Below are 15267 nucleotides of genomic sequence, written 5' to 3'. Positions count from 1 at the left end.
ACACCTTCATGGAGGGAAAGGGTATTCTATCAAACTTCACAGCTATTTTTTGCAGGTTTTCCATGTCGGTTTATACCCCGTTGAGTTTAGAAGATGTTCAAGCTTTTGCTGAACCTTATGGTTTGGTAGTGATTGACCTGATTCCAATCCAAGGCGGTATTCAAAACACCAACTATTTTTTGGTGGATCAAACTCAAAAACATTACGTTCTTACTGTTTTTGAAGAGCTTGATGCTGAAGGAGCTGGTGAGCTTGTTCCCGTACTAGACTGTTTGGGAGAGGCAGGGGTTGCCGTTGCTGTACCATTGAAACACCATGGTCAAGCCATTCATAGCATCGCAGATAAACCTGCACAAATTGCCCCACGCTTGATGGGTGAACATCCAGAAGAAGCAACATTATTACAAATCCAAGCGATTGCTCAGGCTCAAGCAAAAATTCATGTGGCGTTGAAAGATTTTCCTTTAAAGCGTGATTTTAATCGTAATCATCAGTATTGGTCAGATGTAGCAGAGCAACTTAGACCCAATATGAATGACGATGATCAATCCCTATTGGATCAAGTTTTTCAGCAATTTGCCAAAATTACACAGCAATATCCTGATCGTCCTGTCGGTTTTATTCATTCTGATCTATTTAGAGACAATACATTATTTGAAGGTGATCAATTACGAGGGATTCTTGATTTTTATGAGTTAAATCAAGATGAATTTTTATTTGATATTGCGATTAGTATCAATGATTTCTGTACTGCTTATCCAAACGCTCATATAGACCAAGCCAAGGCAGAGGCTTTCCTTGCAGCGTATCAAAGCATTCGTCAACTCACAGCTGATGAGCTAGCGTGTTTAAATATTTTCTTGGCAATGGCTGCATGTCGTTTCTGGAGTATGCGTCTCCAAGTTGCACAAAAAAATGCGGAACAGGGTCGTACTGGTGAAGACATTTCACAAAAAGACCCGATGGAAATGCGGATGATGCTGCAAGATCGTTTACAAAAAGTTCAAGCTTAAGGAAAAAGCATGCGAGACCAAGGTCGTTTAGTAGAATGGTTTGATGATAAAGGCTATGGTTTTATTCAACCGAATGATAAGCACAAAGATCGGGTCTTTTTACACATCAAGGACTTTGCTCGCACAGGTCCTCGACCTCTTGTAGGTTGTGCTTTGGAGTACTTGGTGATCTTAGATGAGAGTGGTCGTTATCGCGCTCAGCAAGTCAGTTATCTAAAAGCAGCCCAAGTATTTGAACATAAGCCGAAACCTTCAGCTGCGAAGCCTGCTAAACGTTGGACAGCGATGCAAATTGCCATTGTGATTTATATTGTATTCATGGTCATCGCGAGCTTTAGTAAATTATTACCGCCTTATACTTTATTGTTCGTCAGTTTGATGAATGTCTTGAGTTATTGGCTATATGCTCAAGACAAAGAGGCGGCACAATTGGGGAATCGCCGTATTCCTGAGCAAACCTTACATATCGTGGATTCGCTTGGAGGATGGTGTGCAGGTTGGTTAGCACAACAAAAACTGAGACATAAAACACAAAAACAACCGTTTCGTAAGATTTATTTCTGTACCATAGTCTTCCATATATTATTGATATGTTGGTTAATTTCTCCACTCAATGTGTTCTATTGAGGGAGTTCGTTTCTGGAGATAAATAAAATGAATTATTCCGTTGATCAAGACCCGAACCGTACTTTGACTTTGGTCCTTTACGTACTTTATATCATTGCGATTTTTACAGGTGGATTATTGGCAGTGATTGCCTTAATTATTAACTATGTAAAACGTAGCGATGTAAGAGGCTCTATTTTTGAAAGTCATTTTACTTGGCAGATTCGGACATTTTGGTGGTATCTCGCTTGGAATATCATTGCCTTTATTCCATTCTTCTTCTTGTTTTTTACAGGCGATAATCCGAATGCGTTTGCGGGTGTTGCATTATCAGGAACGGTTTTCTGTGTAGCGGTGATTTTCGCTGCTTGGGTTTGGATTGTATATCGTGCAATACGTGGGTTGATTGCTCTCAATGACAATAAACCTATGTATTCGTAAACGATGGGGTTGATCACTGTTATATGATGGTGATCAACTTTATTTTAAACCTGTATTTATATGCAAAATAGCAATGTTATCTAAGTAAATATTTACACATTAAAATTCAAATTTTTCAAATAATTTTCCACATGAGTGGGTGAGGGAGATAGATCAATATGAGTCATGCAGTTGATCAAAAAGCAAATCGTACATTGACCTATATTTTGTATATTTTTTATATTGTTGCATGTTTAACTGGTGGTGTGCTTGCTATCGTTGCTGTAGTGCTAAATTACATTAAGCGTAAAGATGTGAAAGGAACAATCTTAGAAAGTCATTTCAAATGGCAAATTCGCACGTTTTGGTGGTATCTCTTTTGGAATTTATCAGCATTATTCTTATTTGGATTCCTTTTGTGGTTTGGACATGATTCTCTGTCAGATAGTCTAGCCTCAGGTTTTTTTGGGGGTTTCTTGAGTGTTATTGCTTTTTCATTGGCTTGGGTCGTATACCGTGGGATTAATGGTTTACTGTGTTTATATGATAATGTTCCAATGTATAAATCAGTAGAATGAAATATGATCATAGAACATGTGCATTTAACAATTAAACCCAATCAAAGTCAGGCATTTGAGGCAGCATTTCAAAAAGCCAAAGCGATTATTTATCCGATGGTGGGATTAAATGCAGTACAGCTGATCAAAAATGTTCAAGATGATCATCGCTATATTCTGATGATATTTTGGGATCATATTGAAGATCACACAGAAGGGTTTAGAAAGTCTGCTGCTTATCAAGAATGAAAAGCTTTATTACATCCCTTCTATGATCCAATGCCAATCGTTGAATATTATCAACCTCAGATGCTACTGAAGAAGAATGAGCCGCCAATAAAAGAAAAGTAAGCTAAGCATCTTTATTGTTTTGAGGAGAGTTGAGGATTTTGAGTTTGAGCTCACTCACCAAAACACCTAATACCACCAGTAATCCGCCAAATAATGCGAGTAAGGGCAAACGCTCACCTGCAATTCTTCCAATCAAACCTGCCCAAACAGGTTCACCTGCATAAATGATCGCTGCACGACTTGGATCAACCATGCTTTGTGCCCAGTTCATAACAAACTGAATTAAAGCACTGGCGAGCCCCAATCCAGTTGCGATTAATAGGAGAGGCCATGAAAATGCTGGTAGCTGATGTTCACCAACCAAAGGCATACTAGCGAAAGAGAGTAGGGCGGCAACCATAAGTTGAATCACAGTAACGCGTCGTAAATTTACTCGTCCTGCAAAATAACCAATCAAAATAATCTCTAATGCAATCACTAAAGCACAGATCAGGGTAAGTACTTGTCCATAAGAGAGCGTGATATTGGAAAAACCATTTCCAGTCAGTAGGACTAAGCCTGTAAATGCTAATGCTGAGCCGATCCATGTCATGAGTGATGGTGATTTTTGAAAAATAACCCACATGAGAATAGGTACTAAAGGAACATAAAGCGCAGTAAGAAAAGCCGATTCGCTACTTAAAATACTTTGTAGACCAATCGTTTGTGTGCCATAACCAATCGCAATCATGATACCGATAGCAGTTCCAGCCAGCGTTTCTTTGAGCGTTAAACCCGACATGGATTTTAATGAAAGTAGGAAAATTACAGCCGCAGCAACTGCAAAACGACAACCGACAAAAAACATCGGTGTACTAAAGTTGAGTGCATATTGCACTGCTAGAAAAGTCCCACCCCAAATCATGGTGATAAAAATCAATGCAAATTGTGCTGCTCTAGGTGATTGCGAGAAAGCTGTCAAAACCAAATTCCAAATCAACGTGCAATATACTGCACATGTTGCATTAATTTATGCATTTGTGCAATATATTGCGCATAATTAAATGAGAGTGAAACTGCATGAATCATCCTGATGCGGTATTGCAATATGTAGGGCAGAATATTCGATTTTATCGAAACCAGCATCAACTGAGTCAGCAAGAGCTGGCAGAGCGGGCTGGCGTGAGTCGACGTACCATTGCATCTTTAGAAACAGGAATGGTAAATATTAGTCTGACCAAACTTGATGCAATCGCAAATGCTTTAGATGTGAATTTCAAGCAACTTGTGACAGCACCAGAGCTTGTGGATTCTGCGATCGTTAAGACTTTGGCATGGCAGGGCTCTCATCTTGAGAGTCAGGCAACTTTACAGGCATCCATCCCTGCACGTACTCAAGTCGAATTATGGACATGGACATTGGCTGTTGGAGAGACCTATGTTGCTGAACCTGATCAACAAGGGTGGCAGGAGTTGATCTATGTCATTGAAGGTGAACTGAGTCTAGAATTTGCTTCTGGAACACATTTAGTTGCAGCGGGTACATCGTTTTTATTTGATAGTTCTGTTCCTTACCGTTATAGCAATCAAGGTACTGACATACTTCGCTTTATTCGAAATGTGATTTATTGATCTGAAAAAGCCAAACATGAAAGTTTGGCTTTTTTATGTTTAATGGTGTTAGTGTGTTGAACTAAATTGCATCAAACTGATGTTTAGTATGTGTTCCATATTTATCAATCATGATTGAGCTGGCTTCATTCAACCCACGTACCGTGACATTGACCCCATTTCTTTGGAACTTATTCACCACAGAATCTAGCATTGCCACTGAAGTTACATCCCAAATATGTGAATGAGTTAAATCAATAATGACCTTAGAAATTGGTTCTTGGAAATTAAAACTCTGCATGAATTTTTCTGAGGAGCTGAAAAAGATTTGACCTTTTAAATCGTAGACTCGTGCATCATTTTCTATATAGCTTTCAACACGAATATCATTTTCTAATTTATTGGCAAGGAATAAAGCGGATAGTAATACACCTGTGAGTACACCGAGTGCCAAGTTATGGGTTGCTACAACTACAATAACAGTGACAATCATAACCACGTTACTACTTTTGGGATTAGATTTAAAACCTGTCAGTGATTTCCACTCAAATGTGCTAATCGAGACCATAATCATCACGGCAACCAATGCTGCCATAGGAATAACTTTGAGCCAGTCACTAATAAAGACGACTAAGATCAGCAAAAATACGCCTGCTGAAAATGTTGATAATCGGGTTAGACCACCTGATTTTACATTAATCATGGATTGACCAATCATGGCACACCCCGCCATCCCACCCATAAAACCAGATGCGATATTAGCTATCCCTTGACCTTTACATTCTTGGAATTTATCACTTGGCGTATCGGTCATTTCATCAATAATCGTGGCTGTCATCATGGATTCAAGTAAGCCCACGGCTGCGAGTGCAATCGAATAAGGTAAAATGATTTGTAGCGTTTCTAGGTTAAGAGGAATATCGGGTAATAAGAATACAGGCAGTGTATCTGGCAATTCACCCATATCTCCCACAGTGCGAATATCAATTCCGAAACCTACTGCGATCAGGCTAATAACGATAATACAGACCAAAGGAGAGGGAATAAGTTTTCCAATTTTAGGGAGTAAAGGGAAGAGATAAATAATGGCTAAACCCAAGCCAACTAATGCATATACATGCCATGTTACATTGATCAATTCAGGTAATTGCGCCATAAAAATGAGGATAGCAAGCGCGTTGACGAAGCCAATCACCACAGATTTAGAAACAAATCGCATGAGTTTTGCGAGTTTTAAATAGCCCGCCAGAATTTGCAGTACACCTGTTAATAATGTTGCTGCAAGTAGATATTGTAATCCATGTTCTTTCACCAGACTTGCCATGACCAAAGCCATTGCGCCAGTCGCTGCTGAAATCATGGCAGGACGCCCACCAACAAAAGAAATCACGACTGCAATACAGAAGGACGCATATAAACCAACTTTGGGATCAACCCCCGCGATGATAGAAAATGCAATCGCCTCAGGAATCAGCGCTAAGCCGACCACAAGACCCGCCAGCACATCGGCACGGATATTAGAGAACCATTGTTCTCGTACATTGGAAAACATAGAAATAGCCTATTTTTGAAAAATATTTTAAAGGCTAGTGATGTGATATAAAAATGCACACGACTACACCACATCACTAGACAGTGATGAGTTATTTACAAGAGGGGGCTGTAAAAACTAGGGTGGCGTAAGTGACATTATAGAATTGAAGATCGAGATAAAAATCAGGATGAGGATAACATTTAAGCGAAAAAAGCTCTAGCCATTATTCAAATCGCTAGAGCTAAACACAATTAAAGTGATTGTTCATCCAGTAAAAGTTGAGCTTCACGAAGGCTTAAAGTGCCCTCATAAATTGCTCGACCTGTGATAGCACCTAAAATACCTGATTGACCTTTCAAGTTGCGTACATCATCAAGATTGGTGACACCACCAGATGCAATAACAGGTAATCCTGAATATTGAGCTAAGTGAACAGTTTGCTCAACGTTGACACCTTGCATCATGCCATCACGTGCAATATCAGTGTAGACGATGCTAGATACACCAGCGTCAGCGAAACGTTTAGCAAGATCTGTCGCTTTAACATCAGTGACATTTGCCCAACCGTCAGTTGCAACCATGCCATTGATCGCATCGATACCAACAATAATATGACCTGCAAACTGTTTACATGCTTCTTCAACAAACTCAGGTTCTTTGACTGCTTTGGTACCGATAATGACAAACGATACGCCAGCATCTAAGTAGTGCTCGATGGTTTCAAGTGAACGGATGCCACCACCAATTTGGATTGGTAATTCAGGTTGTGCTCGCGCAATAGCTTCAACCACTGGTTTGTGAATTGGCGTACCAGCGAAAGCACCATTTAAATCAACTAAATGTAAACGACGTGCGCCTTCATCAACCCAATGTTGTGCAGTTGCCACAGGATCATCAGAGAAAACAGTATCGTCTTCCATGCGTCCTTGTTTTAAACGTACACATTTACCATCTTTCAGGTCAATTGCAGGGATGATTAGCATGCTTTCGCTCCTAGCTTCATCGTAAATTAAAATTGGCTACATATTAACAAAGTATTGATCAATCTCTAAGTCTTGGATTGAGAACCTGTGAGTATTTTTTCGATTTGTTGTTGAAGTGGTGACGTGAAACTTTGATGCTGGTAGAGATATTCAAAAATAATACGCGCGGCATAAGCATCTGCCGCAGCATAATTGATTTGTTGAGGGCTGAGTTGTTTAACAGACCAGTTAGAGGTGCTAATTTTTTTACTTTTAGGAAAATAACGCTGAAATAACAAAGCAATTGCCGTTTGTACACCGACTTGGGTGTTATATCCAAAATTTGAAAAGCATTTTGCTAAATCAATCAGACCGTTTGGATGAATCCCTTTGCGTCTAAAACCACTGGCATCATTTTTTAAACCAAAACCAACTTTGAGTTGTTGTTCATTTTCTAAAATAGGTTTTAAGAAAGCCAATATTTCTGGATTCACCTGAAAAAGATAAGCATTTTCTAAGCTAGACAACTGGATAAGGTGAGGGCCTGTTGATTTTTCACCGACTTTGAAGGTCGGTTTGGATTCTGTATCAAAGCCGAACACTTGCACAAATTTAAGCTCAGCTTCAATTTGTAAACACTGATTAAGTGTATGGATGACATAAATTCGATCTGGATTTAAGTTTTGAAATGCAGGGAAGGTGCGTATTTGTTCTTTGCTTAAAAGCGCAGTTTGTTGTTGCATTTCCATGAAATGAGCTCAAATCGTTTCACTCAGCTTAAACCGTTTTGATCAAATGAAAAAGCCAAGTTTTCCCACTTGGCTTTGAAAAATAGACTTGGTTTATTCTGCATATCTATTCATTTGTTCCATCTGGAGCTGTTGGCTTTTTTGAATATAGTTTTGGTAAGCAGGAATTGCGGATGCTGCTATGGCTAAAATGCAGAGTGGAAGGATAATAATGTATATCCAAGCTAAGACTTTTTCCCAACCCTGAGTAATACGAGGTGAGCCATAGTTATTTGTATTTTCATCACCCTTTGCACAACTCAAGTAAATAAAAAATAAGAAATTGATGAAAGGAATAATCATCACTAATGACAACCAACCTGTTTGATTTCGATCATGTAAACGGCGGATTGAGAAAATAAAGCTGAAGTAGATCATTGCAATATAAACAATGATAAAGAGTCCACCAAATACATACATCGATGAACTTGTCGTTGAAGGACTCAAAGCTGGAACAAAAAACGCTGCGATAATACCCAAAATGAATACGAAGACCACGAGTAACATATTCCAGCCTAAGTAAGAAAGTCTGCCAAAACGCCCATTTGCACTAAAACCTGAATCATTTGTTTGAAGCTGAGAAGACATATTATTTTCCTGTAGTCTCTGATTTTTAAATTTAATTTTGAAATTATCTGTTGTTTGATTTTTATTCAAAGTGTTTGCATGATATGCAAAAAATAATGAGAAATAAATAGATAAGGCAATTAAAAAAATAAAGCCAATTTAAAATTGGCTTTATTATCAGGAGCTAAACTTGTTCAAATGCTTAGATTTTCCATTCCACAAAGTTTTTTAACAACTGTAAACCAGCAGTATGACTTTTCTCTGGATGGAATTGGGTCGCGAATAAATTGTCTTTGTGAATCGCTGTGCAGAAGTTCACACCATAATCACAAGTTGCCGCTGTAACTGTAGAATCTTTTGGTTCGACATAGTAGCTATGTACGAAATAAAAACGAGCATCTTGCTCGATGTTGTTCCACATTGGATGACTTGGATCAAGTTGATGTACTTGGTTCCAACCCATGTGCGGAACTTTTAAATTCGGAATTTCAGGGAAGTGTTTGACCACACCCTCAAAAATACCCAAAGCTTCTACGCCACCATTCTCTTCAGAGCTTTGTAGCAATGCTTGCATGCCAACACAAATCGCGAGTACAGGTTTGTTAAAAGCCGCTTGACGAACGACTTCATCAATTCCTGCCTCATGCATGCCTTGCATACAGTCACGCATGGCACCTACGCCTGGGAACACGATTTTATCCGCTTGGGCAATCAGCTTAGGATCATTAGTCACATCAACTGTTGCACCTACATGCTCTAGCGCTTTGGCTGCTGAGTGTAAGTTGCCCATGCCATAATCAAGTAAAGCAATACGCGTCATTACAAGCTACCTTTCGTTGATGCAATCATGCCTTCGGCACGAGGATCAACCTCACACGCCATACGTAAAGCACGTGCCAAAGCTTTGAATACACTTTCGATCTGGTGATGGCTATTTTTGCCTTTTAAATTGTCGATATGTAAGGTCATCAACGCATGGTTGACAAAACCTTGGAAAAATTCTGAAAATAAATCGACATCGAATGTTCCGATACGGGCACGTGTGAATGGAATATCCATAAACAAGCCTGGACGACCAGAGAGATCAACGACAACACGCGAAAGTGCTTCATCGAGTGGTGCATAGAAATGACCGTAACGACGTAAGCCCTTTTTATCGCCTAAAGCTTGCGCAAAGGCTTGTCCCAAGGTGATTCCACAGTCTTCGACGGTATGGTGATCATCGATTTCCAAGTCACCATCGCAATGAATATCGATATCAAATAGACCATGGCGCTTGATTTGATCAATCATATGGTCTAAAAATGGAACTCCAGTGTTGAGTGTGCCTTGACCAGTACCATCGAGATTGAGACGAACTCGAATTTTTGTTTCGTTGGTATTTCTTACCACTTCACTGATACGTTGCGTCATGGACACGTTCCTCAAAAAACGTCAAAAATGATTGAATTAAAAACCAAAGTTTCGCTGTGACGAAAAAGTGACAGCATCATAGTTTGCTCAGGAGGGTTAATCAATGCCTATTACCGTACATGCTTACAGTTCACTAGAAAATCTAGGAATTCGTACCCAGCTAGAGCGACTTTATGACACCAGTCCAGAGTTTGGTGATGGGCAAGATGCAATGCAGCAACTTGAACAAGATCTACAGCAATATACCACAGTTTATACCGCTGAATTTAACACCAAAATTATAGGTGCAATCTGGGTCACAGGACAAGGTGAGAGCCGTGTTTTGGAATATATTGTTGTACATCCATCCAATCGCGGTCGCGGTGTGGCAGAACGCCTCGTTGAGGAAGTTTGCCGTATCGAAGAAGAGCAGGGCGTAAAACAGTTTGAACCTGGATGTGGCGCGATTCATCGTTGTCTATCACATCTTGGAAAAATCTAATCGCGAGCTAAATATGGGTTCTAATTGGAGTTAAATTAAACACTTAATCTAAAAATCCTTAAATTAACTTGACGGATTTTGACAAACATTGTTTAATACGCCCACTTTGGCGCGATAGCTCAGTAGGTAGAGCAACGGATTGAAAATCCGTGTGTCCCCAGTTCGATCCTGGGTCACGCCACCATAGATTCGAAATTTCAATCCCTGATCCCATCAGGGATTTTTTTTATCTGGACTTTTTTGCCTGAAAAATGGGCAATCAAATCAAAAGCTCAGGATAATTGTTGACTATTTGCTGTAGATGCGGCTTAATACACGCCATTGGCGCGATAGCTCAGTAGGTAGAGCAACGGATTGAAAATCCGTGTGTCCCCAGTTCGATCCTGGGTCACGCCACCATATTCAAAAACCCCAAACTAATGTTTGGGGTTTTTTTATGGGTTAAATTATGCGTAATTCATATTTAAGTCTTTCTAAGTTCTATATTAAAAACTCTTTATGAATAAAAAGAATATGCATCTCAATTTTACTTAGTTATATGAATAAAAGAAAAACAATATACTTGTGAATATATTATTTTTGTTGAAGATAAGTTATGCAAAAGTTTATCGGGGTAGCTCTTCCAGTTGTTCTTTTATCGGGTATAGCACAGCACGCATCTGCGACTACAGGCTATTTTATGCATGGTTATGGCGTGAAAGCCCAAGGTCAAGCTGGTGCCTCTATCGCTGCATTTAACGATGCGCTCACTATAGCGAGTAATCCATCAGGTTTGAGCTGGATTGATAGCCGTGTAGATGTTGGTGCGACCCTATTTAATCCTAAACGCTCTGCTGAGATTGAGGGGAACTTAGCCGGTGCCAATGGACAATACAGCGGTAATGGTCGTGAATACTTTGTACTGCCTGAATTTGCGATCAATAAGAAAGTAAATGATAGCGTTGCTTTAGGCTTAGCGATTTATGGCAATGGTGGTATGAATACGACCTATAAACGCAATCCTTATGCTGAATTTGGTAATACAGGCGAAGCGGGTGTTGATTTATCTCAGATATTTGTCTCTCCAACGGTTGCATGGCGCTATAGTGAAAATCAATCAATCGGGATTGCGACAAATTTTCTTTATCAACGTTTTGAAGCGAAAGGAATTTCTGGTTTTGCCCCATTTTCAAATGATGGAAAAAATCTAAGCAATAAAGGTAAAGACTCTGCTACAGGGATTGGGGTGCGAGTGGGCTGGAGTGCGAAATTAAATGATGTCGTTACTGTCGGAGCAAACTATGCGTCAAAAATTGATGCAGATAAATTTGATAAGTATCGCGGTTTATTTGCTGAATCGGGTGATTTTGATGTTCCTGAGAGTTACGGGATTGGAGCGAGCTTCAGGTTAACCCCTGCTTTGACTGTATTAGCGGATGTACAGCGAATCAATTATTCGGATGTTGATTCGGTCGGTAATCCTTTTAGTTTAGCTTCTGTGATGCAAGGGAATACTTTCGGATCAGAAAAGGGACAGGGTTTCGGTTGGAAAGATATTAACGTCTATAAGTTGGGAGCAAGCTATCAAGTCAATCCACAACTCACAGTGCGTGCTGGTTATAGCCATAATGATCAGCCTATCCCACAAGATCAGACTTTCTTAAATATTCTAGCACCAGGTGTGATTAAAGATCATATTAGTCTAGGCGCGACGTGGGATATTGACCGAGCGCAAGAGTTAAGTGTTGCCTATACCTATGGTTTAAAAGAAACCGTAAAAGGCAATCAGTCTATCCCGACAGCATTTGGTGGGGGTGAGGCAAATCTAGAAATGGATCAACATATCTTAGGTATATCTTACGGTGTGAAGTTCTAAATAGAAAAAGGCTGAATCAACAGATTCAGCCTTTTATTTGCTACAAAGGAAATTTAAGCTGTTTTAGCTAAAGAACCGTTCGATAGCATATGACCTGTTTCTTCAAAATTTGCATGCCATGACAATGCTTCACGAAGAATATGAGGCGTATGTCCACCACGCTCACATGAACGATCAAAATAATCGTTTAATGCTGCTTGGTAGAGTGGGTGTACACAATTATCGATAATCACACGTGCACGCTCACGCGGCGCTAAACCACGAAGGTCAGCCAAGCCTTGTTCTGTCACTAGAATATCAACATCATGTTCACAGTGATCAACATGGCTCACCATCGGCACGATCGAAGAAATATCTCCACCTTTTGCGATTGACTTGGTGACAAAGATTGCCAAGTGCGCATTACGTGCAAAATCACCTGATCCACCAATACCATTCATCATCTTGGTACCACAAACGTGAGTTGAGTTCACATTGCCATAAATATCAAATTCGAGGGCAGTGTTGATCCCAATAATACCTAAGCGACGCACAATTTCAGGGTGATTTGAAATTTCTTGTGGACGTAAGACTAATTTATCTTTGTAGTGCTCTAGATTGCCAAATACACGCTCGCCACACTGAGCTGAAAGTGTAATTGAGCTACCAGAAGCAAACTTCATTTTACCTGCATCGATCAACTCAAACGTACAGTCTTGAAGTACTTCAGAGTACATCACAAGATCTTCGAAGTTTGAATCTTTCAAACCAGTGAGAACAGCATTTGCAATAGAACCAATACCCGCTTGTAAAGGACCCAAGTTTTTCGCTAAACGACCAGCAGCAACTTCTTTCTCAAAAAATGCAATCAAATGATTCGCAATGCCTTGAGTCTCATCATCTGGCGCCGTCACTGTTGAAGGTGAGTCAGCTGTATCGTTGAACACGATACCGACGATTTTTGCAGGATCGATTGGAATCGCAGTAGAGCCGATACGATCATCCACTTGAGTTAAAGGCAGTGGCGTACGCGTTGGACGATAGGTTGGGATGTAAATATCGTGTAAGCCTTCAAAGTTTTCGCTGAGTGATGTGTTGATTTCTACAATCACTTTTTCAGCGAAAATTGCAAAGCTTGCCGAGTTACCAACGGATGTTGTTGGAACAATGTGACCATCTTCAGTGATTGCGACCGCTTCAATCACAGCTACATCTGGACGTTTGAGCTGCTGATTACGCATTTGTTCAACGGTTTCAGATAAATGTTGGTCAATAAACATCACTTCGCCGTTATTAATTGCACGACGTAAGGTATTGTCAACTTGGAATGGCATGCGGCGCGCAAGTACACCTGCTTCCGTCAGTTGTTTGTCTAAGTCATTTCCGAGACTTGCACCAGTAATTAACGTGATTTTTAACGGATTTTTTTTGGCTTGTTCAACCAGTGCTTGAGGAACGGCTTTCGCTTCTCCTGCACGAGTAAATCCGCTCATACCAACCGTCATATCATTTTCAATAAAGCGAGCAGCCTGTTCTGCACTCATCACTTTGTCGTGTAGAGACGCAAGGCGAATACGACTTAAAGACATCATCCATTCTCAATATTGCTTTTTCATTAGATATGGATTTTAGCGCTAAAAAAGCAAAAGGGAATTGGACTACGGCTAAGGTCTAATATGTGAAATAGAAGATGATTTGCGAGCAAAAATACGAGACATTTTTGATTGATCTTGTATTGAATTAGAAGTGTTCACTAAGTGTTTGTTTAATCTTGCTAATCGTATTTTTCTCAGTCTCTTCAACATGAGGAGTCACGATTGGTAAAGAGATCACAACTTCTAAACCACCTTGCTCACGATTGCGAATGCTAATTTTACCCTGATGAATATCCACAATACGTTTTACGATTGCAAGGCCAAGTCCGCTACCTTGAACAGTGCGCGCTGAATTACCACGTACAAAGGGTTGCATGAGTTCTTCAACTTGATCGGGTGGAATGCCTTCACCATGATCAGCAACAGTGATGAGGATGTGTTCGTCTACATGGCTTGCAGAAAGTTCAATCGGTTCGGCACCATAGCGTTTCGCATTATTGATTAAATTGGCGATCAGACGCTTTAAAGAGAGACTACGAGCAGGAATAGTAGGTAAATCCTGCATTTCAAAACGTATATCTAATGGTTTGAATTGAATGACAAGTTCTTGCAGCAACGTGTTGATATTGGTATCAGTGAGTTCTTCATCCGATCCATCACGCATGTACGAAATGAATTGGTTAAGAATCGCATCCATATCATCAACATCATAAATTAGACCTTCACGAAAGAATTCATCGGGTAGCATTTCTGCAGTGAGACGAATACGCGTCAATGGTGTGCGCAAATCGTGGGAAATCCCAGCCAACATAATTTGACGGTCTCGCTCAGTTTGTTCAAGCGTATAAACCATATGGTTAAAAGCTTGGTTCACCTGACGAATTTCTAAAGGCCCGTGATTAGTATCTAAATAAGGTGCTTTACCTGTTTTACTATAACTATTGGCGGCATTTTGTAATCGACGCAATGGACGATTCATTTGGCGAACCAAGGTTAGAATAATAATTGAAGATAAGATCGGTACACCAAACAACCATGTTGCAATCAGTTCAACACTGTAATTGGTATAGGTTTTTAGTGGTTCACGCACCCAGTTACCATTCATCTCTGGAGTTTGAATCCAGATACGAGGAATTGGTTTAAATTTAAAATAAACGGTGACGTTATCAACACCTAACTCTTTGGCAAGTTTGGCTTCGATTTCATCAGTAAATAATTCAGCTAGAAATTTGTCTTCAATCTTTGGAAATTCTTTCGGATCAGTGATGTATTCGATACCAATACGGTTTTTTAACCATGTATCAATATCGACTTCTGTATCACGATGCAAAATTCGAATATCAGGATTATTGACCAGCTCTAATTCAATAGCGAGATAGCGTGCGTGTTGTTGTAACTCTGGCAAATACAAAGTTCGCCAGAAGAACCACAAAGACATAAATAAGCTGAAGAATACGGTGAATAGTACCAAAATAGTGGTACGCATCGCAGTGGAACGTGGTTTGATCTTATCTAAAAAACGTTCCCACTTGGTACGTGGTCGTTCAGAGTAAGATACAAACTCAGTAAAAGCTTGAGGGTCAATGGGTTCCAGTTTCAACGTTGAAATTCCTGAA

General features: G+C 39.9%; 16 protein-coding genes, 2 tRNA genes and 1 pseudogene. 10 read left to right on the top strand and 9 right to left on the bottom strand.

Going from position 1 to position 15267, the window contains the following annotated elements; all coding sequences use genetic code 11:
* The first annotated feature begins 62 nt into the window (after nucleotides 1-62).
* The 5 genes and pseudogenes from A2003_RS11295 (at nucleotide 63) to A2003_RS11275 (ending at nucleotide 2947) form a co-directional block, all read left to right on the top strand.
* Nucleotides 63-1013: a homoserine kinase gene (locus A2003_RS11295; protein WP_286687377.1), complete on the top strand. Its 951-nt coding sequence runs from the start codon at nucleotides 63-65 to the stop codon at nucleotides 1011-1013.
* Between the two features lie 9 nt (nucleotides 1014-1022).
* Nucleotides 1023-1640 (top strand): DUF1294 domain-containing protein, encoded by a 618-nt coding sequence (locus A2003_RS11290; protein ID WP_204379181.1) that lies wholly within the window; start codon nucleotides 1023-1025, stop codon nucleotides 1638-1640.
* A gap of 27 nt (nucleotides 1641-1667) precedes the next feature.
* Nucleotides 1668-2060 carry a DUF4870 family protein gene (locus A2003_RS11285; protein WP_151790107.1) on the top strand — a complete coding sequence of 131 codons (393 nt, stop codon included), beginning with the start codon at nucleotides 1668-1670 and terminating at the stop codon, nucleotides 2058-2060.
* A 158-nt stretch (nucleotides 2061-2218) separates the two neighbouring features.
* Nucleotides 2219-2617, top strand: coding sequence for a DUF4870 family protein (locus tag A2003_RS11280; protein ID WP_286687376.1), 399 nt, complete (start codon nucleotides 2219-2221; stop codon nucleotides 2615-2617).
* Between the two features lie 3 nt (nucleotides 2618-2620).
* Nucleotides 2621-2947, top strand: a pseudogene (locus tag A2003_RS11275) (antibiotic biosynthesis monooxygenase family protein).
* Nucleotide 2948: 1 nt separating this feature from the next.
* On the opposite strand, the gene A2003_RS11270 reads toward A2003_RS11275, so the two are convergent.
* On the bottom strand, nucleotides 2949-3791 hold the full coding sequence (locus tag A2003_RS11270; RefSeq protein ID WP_234857326.1) for a DMT family transporter: 843 nt from the start codon (nucleotides 3789-3791) through the stop codon (nucleotides 2949-2951).
* Between the two features lie 155 nt (nucleotides 3792-3946).
* Here A2003_RS11270 and A2003_RS11265 point away from each other — a divergent pair, with 155 nt between their 5' ends.
* A complete protein-coding gene (locus A2003_RS11265) occupies nucleotides 3947-4498 on the top strand; it encodes a helix-turn-helix domain-containing protein (RefSeq protein ID WP_125272614.1) in 552 nt (183 codons plus the stop codon).
* Between the two features lie 61 nt (nucleotides 4499-4559).
* Here the strand turns inward: A2003_RS11265 and A2003_RS11260 are convergent, their stop codons facing one another.
* The 6 genes from A2003_RS11260 to hisB form a co-directional block, all read right to left on the bottom strand.
* Nucleotides 4560-6029 (bottom strand): SulP family inorganic anion transporter, encoded by a 1470-nt coding sequence (locus tag A2003_RS11260; RefSeq protein ID WP_270900101.1) that lies wholly within the window; start codon nucleotides 6027-6029, stop codon nucleotides 4560-4562.
* A 233-nt stretch (nucleotides 6030-6262) separates the two neighbouring features.
* Nucleotides 6263-6994, bottom strand: a complete 732-nt coding sequence (hisA, locus tag A2003_RS11255; protein WP_004909768.1) for a 1-(5-phosphoribosyl)-5-[(5-phosphoribosylamino)methylideneamino]imidazole-4-carboxamide isomerase — start codon at nucleotides 6992-6994, stop codon at nucleotides 6263-6265.
* Between the two features lie 65 nt (nucleotides 6995-7059).
* Complete coding sequence (locus A2003_RS11250; RefSeq protein WP_112987026.1) at nucleotides 7060-7722, bottom strand: 3'-5' exonuclease; 663 nt, start codon at nucleotides 7720-7722, stop codon at nucleotides 7060-7062.
* 93 nt (nucleotides 7723-7815) lie between these two features.
* Complete coding sequence (locus A2003_RS11245; protein WP_004964695.1) at nucleotides 7816-8349, bottom strand: DUF805 domain-containing protein; 534 nt, start codon at nucleotides 8347-8349, stop codon at nucleotides 7816-7818.
* A gap of 181 nt (nucleotides 8350-8530) precedes the next feature.
* On the bottom strand, nucleotides 8531-9148 hold the full coding sequence (gene hisH / locus A2003_RS11240) for an imidazole glycerol phosphate synthase subunit HisH (protein ID WP_004909763.1): 618 nt from the start codon (nucleotides 9146-9148) through the stop codon (nucleotides 8531-8533).
* The gene (hisB, locus tag A2003_RS11235; protein ID WP_004877928.1) at nucleotides 9148-9741 is read right to left on the bottom strand and encodes an imidazoleglycerol-phosphate dehydratase HisB; all 594 of its coding nucleotides are present in this window, start codon (nucleotides 9739-9741) and stop codon (nucleotides 9148-9150) included. The genes hisH and hisB overlap by 1 nt, the downstream gene beginning before the upstream one ends.
* 103 nt (nucleotides 9742-9844) lie before the next feature.
* Here hisB and A2003_RS11230 point away from each other — a divergent pair, with 103 nt between their 5' ends.
* The 4 genes from A2003_RS11230 (at nucleotide 9845) to A2003_RS11215 (ending at nucleotide 12077) form a co-directional block, all read left to right on the top strand.
* Nucleotides 9845-10222, top strand: coding sequence for a GNAT family N-acetyltransferase (locus A2003_RS11230; RefSeq protein ID WP_004909759.1), 378 nt, complete (start codon nucleotides 9845-9847; stop codon nucleotides 10220-10222).
* Nucleotides 10223-10330: 108 nt separating this feature from the next.
* Nucleotides 10331-10406, top strand: a tRNA-Phe gene (locus A2003_RS11225).
* A gap of 139 nt (nucleotides 10407-10545) precedes the next feature.
* Nucleotides 10546-10621: transfer RNA gene (locus A2003_RS11220), tRNA-Phe, on the top strand.
* A 196-nt stretch (nucleotides 10622-10817) separates the two neighbouring features.
* Nucleotides 10818-12077: an OmpP1/FadL family transporter gene (locus A2003_RS11215; RefSeq protein ID WP_249570948.1), complete on the top strand. Its 1260-nt coding sequence runs from the start codon at nucleotides 10818-10820 to the stop codon at nucleotides 12075-12077.
* 53 nt (nucleotides 12078-12130) lie between these two features.
* Here A2003_RS11215 and scpC read toward each other — a convergent pair whose 3' ends face one another.
* Nucleotides 12131-13645, bottom strand: coding sequence for a succinyl-CoA:acetate CoA-transferase ScpC (gene scpC, locus A2003_RS11210; protein WP_004964686.1), 1515 nt, complete (start codon nucleotides 13643-13645; stop codon nucleotides 12131-12133).
* A gap of 151 nt (nucleotides 13646-13796) precedes the next feature.
* Nucleotides 13797-15251, bottom strand: coding sequence for an ATP-binding protein (locus A2003_RS11205; protein WP_286687375.1), 1455 nt, complete (start codon nucleotides 15249-15251; stop codon nucleotides 13797-13799).
* Nucleotides 15252-15267: the final 16 nt, after the last annotated feature.

Origin of the sequence: Acinetobacter sp. GWC1_38_13, assembly GCF_001767535.1 — a bacterium.
Classification (GTDB): Bacteria; Pseudomonadota; Gammaproteobacteria; order Pseudomonadales; family Moraxellaceae; genus Acinetobacter; species Acinetobacter junii.
Note: the sequence above shows the minus strand (reverse complement) of the source record. Positions and strands in the feature narration are given on the sequence as shown.

Coding starts and splice junctions, on each gene's coding strand:
- A2003_RS11270 (WP_234857326.1), bottom strand. CDS start 3,791: ATGATTTGGGGTGGGACTTTTCTAGCAGTGCAATATGCACTCAACTTT.
- A2003_RS11230 (WP_004909759.1), top strand. CDS start 9,845: ATGCCTATTACCGTACATGCTTACAGTTCACTAGAAAATCTAGGAATT.
- hisH (WP_004909763.1), bottom strand. CDS start 9,148: ATGACGCGTATTGCTTTACTTGATTATGGCATGGGCAACTTACACTCA.
- scpC (WP_004964686.1), bottom strand. CDS start 13,645: ATGTCTTTAAGTCGTATTCGCCTTGCGTCTCTACACGACAAAGTGATG.
- A2003_RS11290 (WP_204379181.1), top strand. CDS start 1,023: ATGCGAGACCAAGGTCGTTTAGTAGAATGGTTTGATGATAAAGGCTAT.
- hisA (WP_004909768.1), bottom strand. CDS start 6,994: ATGCTAATCATCCCTGCAATTGACCTGAAAGATGGTAAATGTGTACGT.
- A2003_RS11265 (WP_125272614.1), top strand. CDS start 3,947: ATGAATCATCCTGATGCGGTATTGCAATATGTAGGGCAGAATATTCGA.
- A2003_RS11260 (WP_270900101.1), bottom strand. CDS start 6,029: ATGTTTTCCAATGTACGAGAACAATGGTTCTCTAATATCCGTGCCGAT.
- A2003_RS11280 (WP_286687376.1), top strand. CDS start 2,219: ATGAGTCATGCAGTTGATCAAAAAGCAAATCGTACATTGACCTATATT.
- hisB (WP_004877928.1), bottom strand. CDS start 9,741: ATGACGCAACGTATCAGTGAAGTGGTAAGAAATACCAACGAAACAAAA.
- A2003_RS11215 (WP_249570948.1), top strand. CDS start 10,818: ATGCAAAAGTTTATCGGGGTAGCTCTTCCAGTTGTTCTTTTATCGGGT.
- A2003_RS11295 (WP_286687377.1), top strand. CDS start 63: ATGTCGGTTTATACCCCGTTGAGTTTAGAAGATGTTCAAGCTTTTGCT.
- A2003_RS11250 (WP_112987026.1), bottom strand. CDS start 7,722: ATGGAAATGCAACAACAAACTGCGCTTTTAAGCAAAGAACAAATACGC.
- A2003_RS11245 (WP_004964695.1), bottom strand. CDS start 8,349: ATGTCTTCTCAGCTTCAAACAAATGATTCAGGTTTTAGTGCAAATGGG.
- A2003_RS11285 (WP_151790107.1), top strand. CDS start 1,668: ATGAATTATTCCGTTGATCAAGACCCGAACCGTACTTTGACTTTGGTC.